Genomic DNA, 16,391 nt, shown 5'->3' on the forward strand with positions numbered 1-16,391 from the left:
TTAGGTTATCGCCAGTTAGCGCATCCGGCGATAACCCGACGATCAGTGCGCCTCATCCCAGTTCATGCCGACGCCCACGTCAACCTTCAGCGGCACCGCCAGGGTCATACTGCCTTCCATCAATTGGCGGATACGTTGGCTGGCTTCTTCGAGCACCGACTCGTGCACCTCAAACACCAATTCATCGTGCACCTGCATGATTGCGCGCACCAACGGCTTCTCCTGCCCTTGCAGCCAAGCGTCGACCTCAATCATCGCACGCTTGATGATATCAGCTGCCGTGCCCTGCATCGGGGCGTTGATAGCGGCGCGCTCGGCCGCCTTGCGGCGCATGCCATTGCTGGAGCGGACGTCCGGCAGGTACAGACGGCGACCATCCAACGTGCTGACATAGCCCTGTTCTGAGGCCTGCTGGCGGGTACGCTCCATGTAGTCCAGCACGCCTGGGTAACGCTCGAAGTAGAGATCCATATAGCGCTGAGCTTCCCCACGCGGGATCCCCAGCTGACGCGCCAGGCCGAAGGCGCTCATGCCGTAAATCAGGCCGAAGTTAATCGCCTTGGCGCTGCGGCGCTGCTCGCCGGTCACTTTATCCAACGGCACGCCGAAAACTTCCGACGCCGTGGCGCGGTGAATGTCTTTCCCTTCGGCGAAGGCCTTCAGCAGCCCTTCATCCTGTGACAAATGCGCCATGATGCGCAGCTCGATTTGCGAGTAGTCGGCCGCGACGATGCGGTAGCCTTCCGGCGCGATAAAGGCCTGGCGAATGCGTCGCCCTTCATCGTTGCGCACCGGGATGTTCTGCAGGTTCGGATCGCTCGAGGAGAGACGGCCGGTAGCGGTCACCGCCTGATGGTACGAGGTATGCACCCGGCCGCTGACCGGATTGATCATCAGCGGCAGCTTATCGGTATAGGTGGTCTTCAGCTTCGCCAGGCCGCGGTATTCCAGGATCACCTTCGGCAGCGGGTAGTCGAGCGCCAGCTCGGCCAGCACCTCTTCGTTGGTGGACGGCGCCCCGCCCGGGGTTTTCTTCAGCACCGGCAGCTTTTGTTTTTCGTACAAGATAGCCTGCAGCTGCTTGGTCGACGCCAGGTTGAACGGCTCTTCCGCCAGCTCATGGGCCTGCACCTCCAGTTCCGCCAAACGCTTGGCCAGCTCCTGGGAGTGGGCCGACAAAATGGCCGGATCGATCAGCACCCCGGTGCGTTCGATATGCGACAGCACCGGCAGCAGCGGCATTTCAATCTCATTGAATACCGTCAGCAGCTCCGCGCTCTGTTTCAGCTGCGGCCACATCGCCAGGTGCAGCTGCAGCGTGACATCCGCGTCTTCGGCGGCGTAAGGCGCCGCCTGCTCCAGCGCGATCTGGTTGAACGTCAGCTGGTTTTTACCCTTGCCGGCGATCTCTTCGAAGGTGATGGTTTTGTGGCCCAGATAACGATCGGCCAGGCTGTCCATATCATGACGGCCACCGACGCTGTCCAGCACATAGGACTCCAACATGGTGTCATAGGCGATACCGCGCATCTCGATGCCGTAGCGCGCCAGCAGGCTCATGTCGAACTTCAGGTTTTGCCCGACCTTGAGCGCCTTCTCGTCCTCCAGCAGCGGCTTGAGCGCTTCCAGCACGTAGGTGCGATCCAGCTGTGGCGGTGCATCCAGATAATCGTGTGCCACCGGCAAATAAGCCGCTTCACCCGGCGCGATCGCGAAGGACAGGCCGATCAGGTTGGCGGTCAGCGTATCCAGGCCATCGGTTTCGGTATCGAAGGCAAATACGTCGGCCTTTTTCAGCCGCGCCAGCCAGTCAGTAAAGGTCGTTTCGTCCAGGATGGTGACATAACCGTCCTGAGACAGCTTGGCCTCCGCCAGCGCTTTCGGCGTTTCCGCAGCGATGGCCGATTTGGCGGCGCCGGCAGCTTTCGCGCCCGCGCCTTTCTTGTTTTCCAGCCAGACGCCGGCCTCCACGTCCGCCAGCCAGCGTTTGAACTCGTACTGTTTGAACAGCTGTTGCAACGTGTCGACATCCGGCGCGGAGACCGTCAGGTCCGCACAGGTCAGATCCAACTCGACGTCGGTTTTGATCGTCGCCAGCTTATAGGAGAGATACGCGACCTCTTTGTTCTGTTCCAGCTTGGCCGCCATAGTTTTGGCGCCGCGGAAGCTCAGCGTGGCGATATTCTCCAGATTGCCGTACAGCGCATCCAGCCCGCCGATCCCCTGAAGCAACGCCTGGGCGGTTTTCTCGCCCACGCCCGGCACGCCGGGAATGTTGTCCGATGAATCGCCCATCAACGCCAGGAAGTCGATGATCAGCTCCGGCGGAATACCATATTTATCGCACACTTCCTGCGGGCCGAGGATCGTGTTGTTCATGGTATTGATCAGGGTGACGTTCGGCGTCACCAACTGCGCCATGTCTTTGTCGCCGGTGCTGATCAGCACCGCGTGGCCGGCCTTTTCGGCCTCCAGCGCCAGCGTACCGATGACGTCGTCCGCCTCAACGCCGGGCGTCACCAGCAGCGGCAGGCCCATCGCCTTGACCATGCTGTGCAGCGGCTCGATCTGCGCACGCAAATCGTCCGGCATCGGTGGCCGGTGTGACTTGTATTCAGCGAACAGATCGTCGCGGAAGGTCTTCCCTTTAGCATCAAACACCACGGCAACGTGGCTCGGTTGATACTGCAGCAGCAGGCTGCGCAGCATATTCAGCACGCCATACATCGCGCCGGTTGGCTCGCCCGCCGAGTTGGTCAGCGGCGGGAAGGCGTGATAAGCGCGGTAGAGGTAGGAGGAACCGTCAACCAGGATTAGTGGGTTTTCTGCAATCTGGGCCATAGCGTTTCTTTATCGTGATCGGACATAGGGGTAAGCATGCCATAGCTGGCCGCCGGAGACGAACCTTAGCGTGCATTGCGGACGAAAATGATGTGATGGTGCGCGAGGATCCGCAAGATCTTACCTGTGGATAACTTTGTGCATAGAAAAGAGACCGAATTATAACGCTGTGATTATCGTTATAACGGCGAATAAAATTCCTATTTAAATCACCGCGTTAAAAGAACGAATTCCGGCGACGCTTTATTACTGGCTTTTATTGAATTTGTGGATATAACTTTCGCCGGATTTTAATCGCACTATTAATCAAATTCGGCGCCTCAATTACCCTAGCACAAGCTGGGAAAGTTGCACGAAAACTCAGCAAATGGTTATCCGATGAGACGAAAAACAGTGATTTTTAGCGGCGCTTTACCCCGACGATCTCTGTTAAAATAGGCTTTTGTTCATGCGCTTTGGCATGCAACGATGTTCCCAACAACCGTCAGCCCATAACCATGCCAAGATTGTTAACGCCTGTTATCTTTATCATTTCCGTCATACTCACCATTCTGGTGACGGTGTTGTGTTCCATCCCCATCACGTTGGCCGGCATCGTGAAACTCCTGGTGCCCATTCCCGCCGTCTGGCGATATATCTCGGCTTTCGCCGATTTCATGATGTGGTGTTGGTGTCAGGGGCTGGCGCTGTTATTGCGTATTAACGGGCAATTGCGTTGGGATATTGAAGGGCTGGAAGGGCTGGATCGTAAAAACTGGTATCTGCTGATCAGCAATCACGAAAGTTGGTCAGACATTGTCGTGTTGTGCGTGCTGTTCAGAAATCATATTCCAATGAATAAGTATTTCCTCAAGCAACAGCTCGCCTGGGTACCTTTCGTCGGCCTGGCCTGCTGGGCGCTGGATATGCCATTCATGAAACGTTACTCCCGTGCCTATTTGCTCAAGCACCCGGAGAAACGCGGCAAGGATATCGAAACGACGCGCCGTTCCTGCGAAAAATTCCGCCAGCGCCCAACCACCATCGTCAATTTCGTCGAAGGTTCGCGCTTCACCGAAGCCAAGAAAATTAAAAGCAATTCACCCTACCGCAATTTGCTGGCGCCCAAAGCCGCCGGCATCGCGTTTACCCTTAGCGCGCTGGGCAATCAGTTCGACAAAGTGCTGAACGTTACCCTGCTCTATCCGGAAAATAACCAACGGCCTTTTCTGGACATGCTGTGCGGTCGTCTGACGCGTATCGTAGTAAGAATTGAGACGTTGCCGATCGATGAAACCCTGCACGGGGACTACTTCAACGACAAGCTGTTCAAGCGGCGCTTCCAGCTATGGCTGAATACGCTGTGGCAGGAAAAAGACCGGTTGCTGGATAAATTGAAGCGGCAATATGGATAAAAAAAACGCCGGCAATGCCGGCGTTTTTCATGTTGAATCAGGCTTATTTCTGCTGGCTGAGGAATTTAACCACGTCGGCGAACTGCTTCACGTAAGCGTCCATCGAGCTGGTATCCAGGCCATCGTTTTTAACCATGTATTTGCCGTTCACAAATACCGCCGGCACGCCGCGCAGCTGCAGATCTTCCGCGGCTTTCTCCTGTTGAACCACCAGAGATTTCACCACGAAGCTGTTCCAAGCTGCGTCATAATCTGCGGCGGTCACGCCCGCTTTTACGAAGACGTTACGGATATCGTCCGGCGTTTGCACGGTCTGGGTTTTTTGCACCGCTTCAAACATCAGCGGGCTTACTTTATCTTCCACGCCCAGCGCCATCGCCACCGCCCACGCCTGAGTCAGCTGTTTGCCCAGTGGCCCCAGGAACTCCACGTGGTACTTGGTCATTTTGGTGCCGGCAGGCAGCGCCTTTTTCACGTTTTCGGACACGTGATAGACCTGCTCGAATTGGTAGCAGTGCGGGCAGTAGAAGGAGAAGAACTCCAGTACCTGCGGCTCACCGGTCACCGGCTTGTCCAGGGTCACATACTGAGTGCCATCGCTAAACTGTGCCGCCGAGGCACTGAATGCCATCACCATGCCAACGAGCGCCAACCATATTTTTTTCATAAGACTAAACTCTCCATTGTGTTAAAGCTTCAATACATTGGCGTCAGCTGCAGAGGAGGCTCCTGCAACAGCTTAACCTGTTCGGTGAAGGCCGCAGTCTGAGACAACCAGAAATCAGACTCCGCCATCCACGGAAAACTCTTAGGGAAGGCCGGATCCTGCCAACGGCGAGCGACCCAGGCCAGGTAATACACCATACGCATCGCCCGCAGTGGCTCAATTAACGCCAGCTCGCGCTGATCGAACTCGGCAAATTCGCCGTACGCTTCCAGCAAGACGTCCAGCTGCATCAATTGATCGCGCCGCTCGCCGTGCAGCAGCATCCACAAGTCTTGCACCGCCGGGCCGTTGCGCGCGTCATCAAGATCGACAAACAGCGGGCCGTCGCGCCACAGAATATTGCCCGGATGGCAATCGCCGTGCAAACGGCGCGGCTGCCAGTTCAGATGCCAGTGCGGCTTGCTCGCCGCAATCAGGTTATCCGTCGCCTGCAGGAACGCTTCACGCTGCGCTGCCGGCAACAGCTCGCAATCGGCCAGCGCCTGACGCGGGGCAATAAGATACTCTTCAATCCCCATGGTCGGCCGCTCAGCAAACAAACGCTCACCGCCGACCTGATGGATACGCCCCAGAAAACGGCCTACCCATTCCAACTGATCCAGATTGTCTATCTCATATTGCCGGCCCCCCACGCTGGGGAACAGCGTAAAGAAAAAACCGCCGTGCATATGCAGCGTAGTGCCTTGCAGCGCCAGCGGCGCCACCGCCGGGATCTCCGCGCCGGCCAGATCCAGAGCGAACTGATGTTCCTCACCGATTTGTGCGGCACTCCAGCGCTCCGGACGGTAAAACTTCACCACGTAGCGTCGGCGATCTTCGTCCATAAACTGATAGACGCGGTTCTCATAGCTGTTCAGCGCCGTCAGGCCGGAATCAACGCGCAGGCCAATCCCTTCTAGCGCGTCCATAATCAAATCGGGCGACAGGGTGTCGAAATTAAAAGCAGAGTTATTCATAACGTTCGTTTGATCGCTGACAGCATGGTGCCGGGAATGAGAAATAGTAGCATTAATGGCGCATTTCACGCGCTATGCTTTCTCGCACCGCACGAGGATCAGTCCTTGATAACGCCGCGAGCGCGCAACAGCGCCGTTTTAAAATCTTCTTCGTAATCTTTCTTCAGACCCGGGATCTGATCCGTGCCGGCGCTACCGCGCATTTTCAGGTGGTAAATAAGAATATCATCGCTCAATTCGGACAACTCGCCCTGGAAGCCCGCTTCCTTCGCCAGCTTTTGCAAAAACTGCATCAAATTGAGATCGGGATCTTCCTGCCAGGCCGGGTGCAACAGCTCGATCAACTCGTTTACGCGATGCGTTTTCATCTCAATATCGTCCAATAGCATGAATAAACTCACAAAGTAACAGGCTTACCCACGCAGTGAAAGAACCGGCTTGTCAATAAAGGTAAATCCTGATGTCGCGCTGGCTTTAGCGCTACAATCAGCGCATCGACAAGGCGGGATAAACGAGATGCATAAAGAAATCAGCGGCGTCATTTTGGCCGGCGGACGGGCCACGCGCATGGGCGGTGAAGACAAAGGCCTAGTGTCGATTGGCGGGATCGCACTCTATCAACACGTATTGGCTCGGTTACGCCCGCAAGTGGCCTCCGTCGCCATCAGCGCCAATCGCAATCAGGCACGTTACCAGGCGAGCGGTTTGCCGGTGATTGGCGATCTGACGCCCGACTTCGCCGGGCCGTTGGCCGGGATGCTCGCCGGGCTCACACTGGCTCACAGCGAATGGGTGGTCTTTGTCCCCTGTGATGTCCCCGACTTTCCCGCCGACTTAGTCGCACAACTCTGGCGGCAAAAAGGCGCGGCGCAGGCGGCCTTTGCCAGCGATGGTGAACGAGATCACCCTACGCTGGCATTATTGCATAGCCAAATAGCACCGCAGCTGGCTGACTATCTGGCCCGAGGTGAACGCAAGCTGATGCTGTTCCTGCATCAAATTGGGGCACAACGCGTGGCGTTCTGCGGACAACAAGCGGCATTTCATAACCTGAATACGCCGGAAGACTGCCGGAATTGGCAGCAAGCACGAGAGCTAAAGTAATGAATCGTTCATTGCCCCCTTTGCTGGCCATCGGTGCCTATAGCGGAACGGGAAAAACCACCTTGCTCAAACAGCTGATCCCGCTGCTGAAACAGCGCCAGGTGCGGGTTGGGCTGATAAAGCATACGCACCACGATATGGATGTGGATATACCGGGTAAAGACAGCTATGAGCTGCGCAAAGCGGGTGCCGACCAAACGTTGGTCGCCAGCGATCGCCGCTGGGCATTGATGACCGAAACGCCGGAGCAACAACCTTTGGATCTACGCTACCTGGCAGAGCGTTTTGATGCCGATAAGGTCGACTTGATTCTGGTGGAAGGGTTCAAACATGAGCCGGTCAGCAAGATCCTGCTTTATCGGGCCGAGATCGGTAGGCCGCTAGAAGACATGCTGGATCAGTTTGTCGTGGCGGTAGCCAGCGACCGACCGCTATCCATCACGGCTAAGCAGTTGGATCTCAATCAGCCGGAAAGCATCGCCGATTTTATTGTCGAGTGGTTGAAAGGCGCAGCGTAGCTGCGCTTTTTTACGTTTTACGCATAGCAAAAAGCCCTGAACGTCAGTTCAGGGCTTTCGGCTTTATTTGATGCCTGGCAGTGTCCTACTCTCGCATGGGGAGACCCCACACTACCATCGGCGCTACGGCGTTTCACTTCTGAGTTCGGCATGGGGTCAGGTGGGACCACCGCGCTATTGCCGCCAGGCAAATTCTGTTTCATTCCAACCGCCTCACTTCCATGAAGCCATCAGAATCAATCTGTAAACAAGCTGAATATCGTCTTGGTCTCACCAAAACACCTTCGGTGTTGTAAGGTTAAGCCTCACGGATCATTAGTACTGGTTAGCTCAATGCATCGCTGCACTTACACACCCAGCCTATCAACGTCTTAGTCTTAAACGTTCCTTCAGGGGCCTTAAAGGCCCAGGGAAGACTCATCTTGAGGCAAGTTTCGCGCTTAGATGCTTTCAGCGCTTATCTTTTCCGCACTTAGCTACCGGGCAATGCCATTGGCATGACAACCCGAACACCAGTGGTGCGTTCACTCCGGTCCTCTCGTACTAGGAGCAACCCCTCTCAATCTTCCAACGCCCACGGCAGATAGGGACCGAACTGTCTCACGACGTTCTAAACCCAGCTCGCGTACCACTTTAAATGGCGAACAGCCATACCCTTGGGACCTACTTCAGCCCCAGGATGTGATGAGCCGACATCGAGGTGCCAAACACCGCCGTCGATATGAACTCTTGGGCGGTATCAGCCTGTTATCCCCGGAGTACCTTTTATCCGTTGAGCGATGGCCCTTCCATTCAGAACCACCGGATCACTAAGACCTACTTTCGTACCTGCTCGAGCCGTCACTCTCGCAGTCAAGCTAGCTTATGCCTTTGCACTAACCTCACGATGTCCGACCGTGATTAGCTAACCTTCGTGCTCCTCCGTTACTCTTTGGGAGGAGACCGCCCCAGTCAAACTACCCACCAGACACTGTCCTCACCCCAGATTATGGGGCCGAGTTAGAACATCAAACATTAAAGGGTGGTATTTCAAGGATGGCTCCACGCAGACTGGCGTCCACGCTTCAAAGCCTCCCACCTATCCTACACATCAAGGCTCAATGTTCAGTGTCAAGCTATAGTAAAGGTTCACGGGGTCTTTCCGTCTTGCCGCGGGTACACTGCATCTTCACAGCGAGTTCAATTTCACTGAGTCTCGGGTGGAGACAGCCTGGCCATCATTACGCCATTCGTGCAGGTCGGAACTTACCCGACAAGGAATTTCGCTACCTTAGGACCGTTATAGTTACGGCCGCCGTTTACTGGGGCTTCGATCAAGAGCTTCGCCTTGCGGCTGACCCCATCAATTAACCTTCCAGCACCGGGCAGGCGTCACACCGTATACGTCCACTTTCGTGTTTGCACAGTGCTGTGTTTTTATTAAACAGTTGCAGCCAGCTGGTATCTTCGACTGGCTTCAGCTCCATCCGCGAGGGACTTCACCTACATGCCAGCGTGCCTTCTCCCGAAGTTACGGCACCATTTTGCCTAGTTCCTTCACCCGAGTTCTCTCAAGCGCCTTGGTATTCTCTACCTGACCACCTGTGTCGGTTTGGGGTACGATTTAATGTTACCTGATGCTTAGAGGATTTTCCTGGAAGCAGGGCATCAACTACTTCTGCACCGTAGTGCATCGTCATCACGCCTCAGGGTTAGTATGCAACCGGATTTACCAGGTCACACCCCCTACACGCTTAAACCGGGACAACCGTCGCCCGGCTAGCCTAGCCTTCTCCGTCCCCCCTTCGCAGTAACACCAAGTACAGGAATATTAACCTGTTTCCCATCGACTACGCTTTTCAGCCTCGCCTTAGGGGTCGACTCACCCTGCCCCGATTAACGTTGGACAGGAACCCTTGGTCTTCCGGCGAGCGGGCTTTTCACCCGCTTTATCGTTACTTATGTCAGCATTCGCACTTCTGATACCTCCAGCAACCCTCACAGGCCACCTTCAACGGCTTACAGAACGCTCCCCTACCCAACAACGCCTAAGCGTCGCTGCCGCAGCTTCGGTGCATGGTTTAGCCCCGTTACATCTTCCGCGCAGGCCGACTCGACCAGTGAGCTATTACGCTTTCTTTAAATGATGGCTGCTTCTAAGCCAACATCCTGGCTGTCTATGCCTTCCCACATCGTTTCCCACTTAACCATGACTTTGGGACCTTAGCTGGCGGTCTGGGTTGTTTCCCTCTTCACGACGGACGTTAGCACCCGCCGTGTGTCTCCCGTGATAACATTCTTCGGTATTCGGAGTTTGCATCGGTTTGGTAAGCCGGGATGGCCCCCTAGCCGAAACAGTGCTCTACCCCCGAAGATGAGTTCACGAGGCGCTACCTAAATAGCTTTCGGGGAGAACCAGCTATCTCCCGGTTTGATTGGCCTTTCACCCCCAGCCACAAGTCATCCGCTAATTTTTCAACATTAGTCGGTTCGGTCCTCCAGTTAGTGTTACCCAACCTTCAACCTGCCCATGGCTAGATCACCGGGTTTCGGGTCTATACCTTGCAACTATTCGCCCAGTTAAGACTCGGTTTCCCTACGGCTCCCCTATACGGTTAACCTTGCTACAAAATATAAGTCGCTGACCCATTATACAAAAGGTACGCAGTCACACCACGAAGGTGCTCCCACTGCTTGTACGTACACGGTTTCAGGTTCTATTTCACTCCCCTCGCCGGGGTTCTTTTCGCCTTTCCCTCACGGTACTGGTTCACTATCGGTCAGTCAGGAGTATTTAGCCTTGGAGGATGGTCCCCCCATATTCAGACAGGATGTCACGTGTCCCGCCCTACTCATCGAACTCACGACCTGTGCATTTTAGTGTACGGGGCTATCACCCTTTGCTGCGCGACTTTCCAGACGCTTCCACTAACACACAAGCCGATTCAGGTTCTGGGCTCCTCCCCGTTCGCTCGCCGCTACTGGGGGAATCTCGGTTGATTTCTTTTCCTCGGGGTACTTAGATGTTTCAGTTCCCCCGGTTCGCCTCATGCCACTATGTATTCATGACATGATAGTGTGTCGAAACACACTGGGTTTCCCCATTCGGGTATCGCCGGTTATAACGGTTCATATCACCTTACCGACGCTTTTCGCAGATTAGCACGCCCTTCATCGCCTCTGACTGCCTAGGCATCCACCGTGTACGCTTAGTCACTTAACCTCACAACCCGAAGATGTTTCCATCGTTCGTGCTGCAAACATTTGAGAGACTCTATGACAGGTTACTCTTTATCCCAGTACATCTACGGAGGGATAAATTTCAGCCGTCATGTTTCAATTTTCAGCTTGTTCCAGATTGTTAAAGAGCAATATCTTAAACATGACTCGCAAGTCATCTTTAAGATTTTTTCGGTTATCGCTAACCGGTGATAATGTCTTTCACTCATTATCGGAATGGCGTCCCCAAGGGGATTCGAACCCCTGTTACAGCCGTGAAAGGGCAGTGTCCTAGGCCTCTAGACGATGGGGACACGAAAATCCGATTAAACTGAATAACTTAATCGGTTCGTATCAGCATGAATGACTCATGGCATCAACAGGTAGCGCTTTGCTCGTTACTTTTCATCAGACAATCTGTGTGAGCACGCCACTCGAACTAATATCTTTAGGTAAGGAGGTGATCCAACCGCAGGTTCCCCTACGGTTACCTTGTTACGACTTCACCCCAGTCATGAATCACAAAGTGGTAAGCGCCCTCCCGAAGGTTAAGCTACCTACTTCTTTTGCAACCCACTCCCATGGTGTGACGGGCGGTGTGTACAAGGCCCGGGAACGTATTCACCGTAGCATTCTGATCTACGATTACTAGCGATTCCGACTTCATGGAGTCGAGTTGCAGACTCCAATCCGGACTACGACATACTTTATGAGGTCCGCTTGCTCTCGCGAGGTCGCTTCTCTTTGTATATGCCATTGTAGCACGTGTGTAGCCCTACTCGTAAGGGCCATGATGACTTGACGTCATCCCCACCTTCCTCCAGTTTATCACTGGCAGTCTCCTTTGAGTTCCCGGCCGAACCGCTGGCAACAAAGGATAAGGGTTGCGCTCGTTGCGGGACTTAACCCAACATTTCACAACACGAGCTGACGACAGCCATGCAGCACCTGTCTCAGAGTTCCCGAAGGCACCAAAGCATCTCTGCTAAGTTCTCTGGATGTCAAGAGTAGGTAAGGTTCTTCGCGTTGCATCGAATTAAACCACATGCTCCACCGCTTGTGCGGGCCCCCGTCAATTCATTTGAGTTTTAACCTTGCGGCCGTACTCCCCAGGCGGTCGATTTAACGCGTTAGCTCCGGAAGCCACGCCTCAAGGGCACAACCTCCAAATCGACATCGTTTACAGCGTGGACTACCAGGGTATCTAATCCTGTTTGCTCCCCACGCTTTCGCACCTGAGCGTCAGTCTTCGTCCAGGGGGCCGCCTTCGCCACCGGTATTCCTCCAGATCTCTACGCATTTCACCGCTACACCTGGAATTCTACCCCCCTCTACGAGACTCTAGCTTGCCAGTTTCAAATGCAGTTCCCAGGTTGAGCCCGGGGATTTCACATCTGACTTAACAAACCGCCTGCGTGCGCTTTACGCCCAGTAATTCCGATTAACGCTTGCACCCTCCGTATTACCGCGGCTGCTGGCACGGAGTTAGCCGGTGCTTCTTCTGCGAGTAACGTCAATTGATGAACGTATTAAGTTCACCACCTTCCTCCTCGCTGAAAGTGCTTTACAACCCGAAGGCCTTCTTCACACACGCGGCATGGCTGCATCAGGCTTGCGCCCATTGTGCAATATTCCCCACTGCTGCCTCCCGTAGGAGTCTGGACCGTGTCTCAGTTCCAGTGTGGCTGGTCATCCTCTCAGACCAGCTAGGGATCGTCGCCTAGGTGAGCCATTACCCCACCTACTAGCTAATCCCATCTGGGCACATCTGATGGCAAGAGGCCCGAAGGTCCCCCTCTTTGGTCTTGCGACGTTATGCGGTATTAGCTACCGTTTCCAGTAGTTATCCCCCTCCATCAGGCAGTTTCCCAGACATTACTCACCCGTCCGCCGCTCGTCACCCAGGGAGCAAGCTCCCCTGTGCTACCGCTCGACTTGCATGTGTTAAGCCTGCCGCCAGCGTTCAATCTGAGCCATGATCAAACTCTTCAATTAAAAGCTTGATTTGCTTCCACTCGAGAAGCGATGCTCAAAGATTTACTGCATGAATTTTACTTCAGTTAGTCACTCTTCAAGACTTGATATTTTTTTGCATCCGAAGATGCTGGATATCGTCTTGTGGAGTGCCCACACAGATTGTCTGATAAATTGTTAAAGAGCAGTGAGTTAGGCGCTTTCGCTTGCTAACTCGAGGTGGCGTATATTACGCTTTTCACCCGGAGAGTCAAGCGTTTATTTCGCTTTTCTCTCGCTGACCCGGCGGCTTGTCAGTCGTTGTTCCCGGTCAGTGGAGGCGCATTATAGGGAGTTCTCGGCGGGCCGCAACCCCTAAATGCAAAAAACTTTTCAAGCGCGGATTTTTTCGGCAAAAGGGCGAAAAAGCGACGAATTTATGTCACTTTTTCAGGCAAACAGCCATAAAAGCTGGCGATCGCTGGAGTAAAATAGAAATAACGATGTCAGTAAGGACCCGCAGCCATGCCGTTAAATGCACAACAACAGGCCGCCCAACGCAATCTTTCTTATCTGCTTGCAGAGAAACTCGGCCAACAAATTCTGGCGGGCGATTATCAGGCCGGCAGCATCCTGCCCGGTGAAATGGAACTGGGCGAGCAATTCGGCGTCAGCCGCACCGCAGTACGCGAAGCGGTAAAGATGTTAGCCGCCAAAGGCATGTTGCTACCACGCCCGCGCATCGGCACCCGCGTGATGCCGCAGAGCCAATGGAATTTCCTCGATCAGGATTTACTGACCTGGTGGATGACGCGGGAAAACTTCGATCAGGTGATGCAACACTTCCTTATCTTGCGCACCTCGCTGGAGCCACAGGCCTGCGCGTTGGCGGCAAACCACGCCAGCCCGCAGCAAACCAAGCTGCTGGCGGAACTGATGGCGGAAATGCGCGCGCTGCATACCCAGTTTGATCGCGAGCGCTGGATCCAGGTCGATACCCAATTCCACCAGCTCATCTATGAGGCCAGCGGCAACCCGTTCCTGACCTCGTTCGCCAACCTGTTCAGTTCGGTGTACCAAAGCTACTTCCGTGCCATCACCGGTAATGAAGTGATCAAGCTGCGCCATCATCAGGCTATCGTCGATGCAATACTCGCCGGGGACAGCGCCGGCGCGCTCGTCGCCTGCCAGGTGCTGTTGAAAGAGAAAGACTAGACACGCTCCCCGCTTATATATAGAAGAAAGAGACGAGGGACAGACGACCATTTAACCAGGACCGACCATGACCCAATCCGCGCGCAGTATGGCAGGGCTACCGTGGATCGCCGCAATGGCGTTCTTTATGCAGGCTCTGGACGCCACCATCCTCAACACGGCGCTACCGGCGATCGCCCAAAGCCTGGGGCGATCGCCGCTGGCGATGCAATCGGCCGTCATCAGCTACACGCTGACGGTGGCAATGCTGATCCCGGTCAGCGGCTGGCTGGCGGACCGCTTCGGCACCCGGCGCGTGTTCATCTTCGCCGTCACGCTATTCACCCTCGGCTCGCTGCTGTGCGCCCTCTCCCCCACGTTGAGCGCGCTGGTTGCCTCTCGCGTGCTGCAGGGCATCGGCGGCGCGATGATGATGCCGGTCGCACGGTTGGCGCTGCTGCGCGCCTACCCGCGCAGCGAACTGCTGCCGGTGCTGAACTTCGTCACCATGCCCGGCCTGGTCGGGCCGATTCTGGGGCCGTTGCTGGGGGGGTGGCTGGTCACCTATGCCACCTGGCACTGGATTTTCCTGATCAATATCCCTATCGGCCTGCTCGGCATCTTCTATGCGCGCAAATACATGCCGGACTTCACCACGCCCAAACGCCGCTTCGATTTTCTTGGCTTCATGCTGTTCGGCCTAAGCCTGGTGCTGATCTCCACCGGGCTGGAGCTGTTTGGCGAGCGGGTACTGGCAAGCTACGTTTCGCTGGGTATTCTGCTCAGTGGCTTCGTAATGCTGTTCGGCTACATCACGCACGCCCGCCGTCATCCTCAGCCGCTGATCGGTCTCGACCTGTTCAAAACCCGTACCTTCTCGGTCGGTATCGCCGGCAACGTCGCCTCCAGGCTGGGCACCGGCTGCGTGCCATTTTTAATGCCGCTCATGCTGCAGGTGGGATTCGGCTATACGGCGATCGTCGCCGGTTGCATGATGGCGCCAACCGCCATCGGCTCGCTGATGGCGAAATCCACCGTCACTCAGGTGTTGCGCTGGTTCGGCTACCGTAAAACGCTGGTCGGCATTACCGTTATCATCGGAGTGCTGATCGCCCAGTTCGCCCTGCAAAGCCCGGGCATGCCGCTGTGGCTAATGATCCTGCCGCTGTTCGTGCTGGGCATGGCGATGTCCACCCAGTTTACCGCCATGAACACCATCAGCCTGGCGGATTTGAACGACGCCAACGCCAGCGCCGGCAACAGCGTCCTGGCGGTCACCCAGCAGCTGTCCATCAGCTTCGGCGTGGCGATCAGCGCAGCGGTGCTGCGTTTTTACGAATCCCTGTCGTTAGGCACCATGATCGACCACTTCCATTACACCTTTATCACCATGGGGATCGTCACCGTGGCGTCGGCGCTGGTGTTTATGTTGCTGAGAAGGAAAGATGGCCGCAATTTGATCAGCGGCCAGGAAAGCAAGAAAGAAGCGAAGGTGGCGAGCTAACGGCGGCCCACCGAGGCGCGTTCCACCAGCTCGGGCGTCAGCACCAGCACCTGGGGCGCGCGCTCCGGGTTTTGCAGGCGGTTGATCAGCGCATCGATCGCCAGTTCGCCCAGCGAATCCTTCGGCTGATGAATGGTGCTCAGCGGCGGCGCCAGATAACGGGCCAACTCAATGTCATCGTAGCCCATCACCGCCATATCCTGCGGCACGGAAAGCCCGGCCTGATACAGCGCCTGATAAACGCCTACCGCCACCGCGTCGTTGCCAGCGAACACCGCATGCGGCGGCTCGTCCAGCGCCAGCAGTTGGCGCATGGCGTTTACCCCGCCCTCAAACTCAAAATCGCAATGCACTTCATACCCTGGCGAAACCGGCAATCCGGCGCGACGCATTGCGTTGCGATAGCCTTCCAGTCGGTGACGAGCGGTGGTTTTATCCTCCGGGCCAGCAATGCAGGCAATCTTGCGGTAGCCGCGGGCGATCAAATAATCGGTCGCCATCTCGCCGCCCAGCAGCGAGTTATCCTGAATAATGTCGTTGGCGCCCTCGAACGGCGCCCAGTCCATCATCACGATCGGCAATGACGGGTAGCGGCTCAGGGCATCTTGCGATGGCCGGTGGTTTTCGGTGCACATCAACAACAAACCGTCGACGCGCTTTTGCAGCAGCGTCTCCATGCTGCGGTTCATGCGCGCGGCGTCTTCTTCGGTATTGCACAGGATTAAACTGTAGCCACGTTCATAGCAGCTGCGCTCCACGCCGCGCACCACTTCGGCATAAAACGGGTTGTTGCTGGCGGTCACCAGCATGCCGATAGTGCGCGTCTGATTGAGCTTCAGGCTGCGCGCCAGCGCAGAAGGCGCATAGTTCAGCTGTTCCACGGCCGCCATGACCTTGTCGCGCACGCTGTCGCTGACAAAACGATTATTGTTGACCACATGCGACACGGTAGAGGTTGAAACGCCCGCCAGGCGGGCGACATCTTTCATGGTGGCCAAAGGA

10 protein-coding genes, 1 tRNA gene and 3 rRNA genes are annotated in these 16,391 nt (G+C 55.6%); 5 read left to right on the forward strand and 9 right to left on the reverse strand.

All coding sequences use genetic code 11. The features are described 5' to 3' along the window. Window positions 1-42: 42 nt before the first annotated feature. A complete protein-coding gene (polA, locus tag GUC32_RS24135) occupies window positions 43-2,841 on the reverse strand; it encodes a DNA polymerase I (protein WP_038630023.1) in 2,799 nt (932 codons plus the stop codon). A gap of 497 nt (window positions 2,842-3,338) precedes the next feature. Here polA and GUC32_RS24140 point away from each other — a divergent pair, with 497 nt between their 5' ends. Continuing rightward, window positions 3,339-4,235: an acyltransferase gene (locus GUC32_RS24140; protein WP_025304720.1), complete on the forward strand. Its 897-nt coding sequence runs from the start codon at window positions 3,339-3,341 to the stop codon at window positions 4,233-4,235. Window positions 4,236-4,278: 43 nt separating this feature from the next. Here GUC32_RS24140 and dsbA read toward each other — a convergent pair whose 3' ends face one another. From dsbA to GUC32_RS24155, 3 genes are all read right to left on the reverse strand, one after another. Then, complete coding sequence (dsbA, locus tag GUC32_RS24145) at window positions 4,279-4,902, reverse strand: thiol:disulfide interchange protein DsbA (protein WP_025304721.1); 624 nt, start codon at window positions 4,900-4,902, stop codon at window positions 4,279-4,281. Between the two features lie 29 nt (window positions 4,903-4,931). Beyond that, window positions 4,932-5,918 carry a serine/threonine protein kinase gene (locus GUC32_RS24150; protein ID WP_369435473.1) on the reverse strand — a complete coding sequence of 329 codons (987 nt, stop codon included), beginning with the start codon at window positions 5,916-5,918 and terminating at the stop codon, window positions 4,932-4,934. 98 nt (window positions 5,919-6,016) lie between these two features. After that, the gene (locus GUC32_RS24155; RefSeq protein WP_004931268.1) at window positions 6,017-6,286 is read right to left on the reverse strand and encodes a YihD family protein; all 270 of its coding nucleotides are present in this window, start codon (window positions 6,284-6,286) and stop codon (window positions 6,017-6,019) included. Window positions 6,287-6,434: 148 nt separating this feature from the next. On the opposite strand from GUC32_RS24155, the gene mobA reads away from it, so the two are divergent. Beyond that, window positions 6,435-7,022: a molybdenum cofactor guanylyltransferase MobA gene (mobA, locus tag GUC32_RS24160; RefSeq protein ID WP_369435474.1), complete on the forward strand. Its 588-nt coding sequence runs from the start codon at window positions 6,435-6,437 to the stop codon at window positions 7,020-7,022. Further along, complete coding sequence (gene mobB / locus GUC32_RS24165) at window positions 7,022-7,540, forward strand: molybdopterin-guanine dinucleotide biosynthesis protein MobB (RefSeq protein ID WP_049295012.1); 519 nt, start codon at window positions 7,022-7,024, stop codon at window positions 7,538-7,540. The genes mobA and mobB overlap by 1 nt, the downstream gene beginning before the upstream one ends. 72 nt (window positions 7,541-7,612) lie before the next feature. On the opposite strand, the gene rrf is transcribed toward mobB, so the two are convergent. The 4 genes from rrf to GUC32_RS24185 form a co-directional block, all read right to left on the reverse strand. Then, window positions 7,613-7,728 (reverse strand): 5S ribosomal RNA (gene rrf, locus GUC32_RS24170). Between the two features lie 106 nt (window positions 7,729-7,834). Next, window positions 7,835-10,742, reverse strand: a 23S ribosomal RNA gene (locus GUC32_RS24175). 234 nt (window positions 10,743-10,976) lie between these two features. Beyond that, window positions 10,977-11,052 (reverse strand) — tRNA-Glu (locus tag GUC32_RS24180). A gap of 139 nt (window positions 11,053-11,191) precedes the next feature. After that, a 16S ribosomal RNA gene (locus GUC32_RS24185) occupies window positions 11,192-12,733 on the reverse strand. The 16S, 23S and 5S rRNA genes sit together here with 1 tRNA gene alongside, the layout of an rRNA operon. A 483-nt stretch (window positions 12,734-13,216) precedes the next feature. On the opposite strand from GUC32_RS24185, the gene GUC32_RS24190 reads away from it, so the two are divergent. Together GUC32_RS24190 and mdtD are read left to right on the forward strand one after the other, a co-directional pair. Next, window positions 13,217-13,906 (forward strand): FadR/GntR family transcriptional regulator, encoded by a 690-nt coding sequence (locus GUC32_RS24190; RefSeq protein ID WP_033636503.1) that lies wholly within the window; start codon window positions 13,217-13,219, stop codon window positions 13,904-13,906. A gap of 67 nt (window positions 13,907-13,973) precedes the next feature. Then, window positions 13,974-15,389, forward strand: coding sequence for a multidrug transporter subunit MdtD (mdtD, locus tag GUC32_RS24195; protein ID WP_049207092.1), 1,416 nt, complete (start codon window positions 13,974-13,976; stop codon window positions 15,387-15,389). On the opposite strand, the gene rbsR is transcribed toward mdtD, so the two are convergent. Beyond that, window positions 15,386-16,387: a ribose operon transcriptional repressor RbsR gene (rbsR, locus tag GUC32_RS24200; protein ID WP_089196369.1), complete on the reverse strand. Its 1,002-nt coding sequence runs from the start codon at window positions 16,385-16,387 to the stop codon at window positions 15,386-15,388. The genes mdtD and rbsR overlap by 4 nt on opposite strands. Window positions 16,388-16,391: the final 4 nt, after the last annotated feature.

It is taken from the genome of Serratia sp. NGAS9 (genome assembly GCF_009905295.1).
Lineage (GTDB): Bacteria > Pseudomonadota > Gammaproteobacteria > Enterobacterales > Enterobacteriaceae > Serratia > Serratia bockelmannii.

What these genes read in the sequence shown, in the direction of transcription:
- polA (WP_038630023.1), bottom strand. Translation starts at nt 2,841, where the DNA reads ATGGCCCAGATTGCAGAAAACCCACTAATCCTGGTTGACGGTTCCTCC.
- GUC32_RS24140 (WP_025304720.1), top strand. Translation starts at nt 3,339, where the DNA reads ATGCCAAGATTGTTAACGCCTGTTATCTTTATCATTTCCGTCATACTC.
- dsbA (WP_025304721.1), bottom strand. Translation starts at nt 4,902, where the DNA reads ATGAAAAAAATATGGTTGGCGCTCGTTGGCATGGTGATGGCATTCAGT.
- GUC32_RS24150 (WP_369435473.1), bottom strand. Translation starts at nt 5,918, where the DNA reads ATGAATAACTCTGCTTTTAATTTCGACACCCTGTCGCCCGATTTGATT.
- GUC32_RS24155 (WP_004931268.1), bottom strand. Translation starts at nt 6,286, where the DNA reads ATGAAAACGCATCGCGTAAACGAGTTGATCGAGCTGTTGCACCCGGCC.
- mobA (WP_369435474.1), top strand. Translation starts at nt 6,435, where the DNA reads ATGCATAAAGAAATCAGCGGCGTCATTTTGGCCGGCGGACGGGCCACG.
- mobB (WP_049295012.1), top strand. Translation starts at nt 7,022, where the DNA reads ATGAATCGTTCATTGCCCCCTTTGCTGGCCATCGGTGCCTATAGCGGA.
- GUC32_RS24190 (WP_033636503.1), top strand. Translation starts at nt 13,217, where the DNA reads ATGCCGTTAAATGCACAACAACAGGCCGCCCAACGCAATCTTTCTTAT.
- mdtD (WP_049207092.1), top strand. Translation starts at nt 13,974, where the DNA reads ATGACCCAATCCGCGCGCAGTATGGCAGGGCTACCGTGGATCGCCGCA.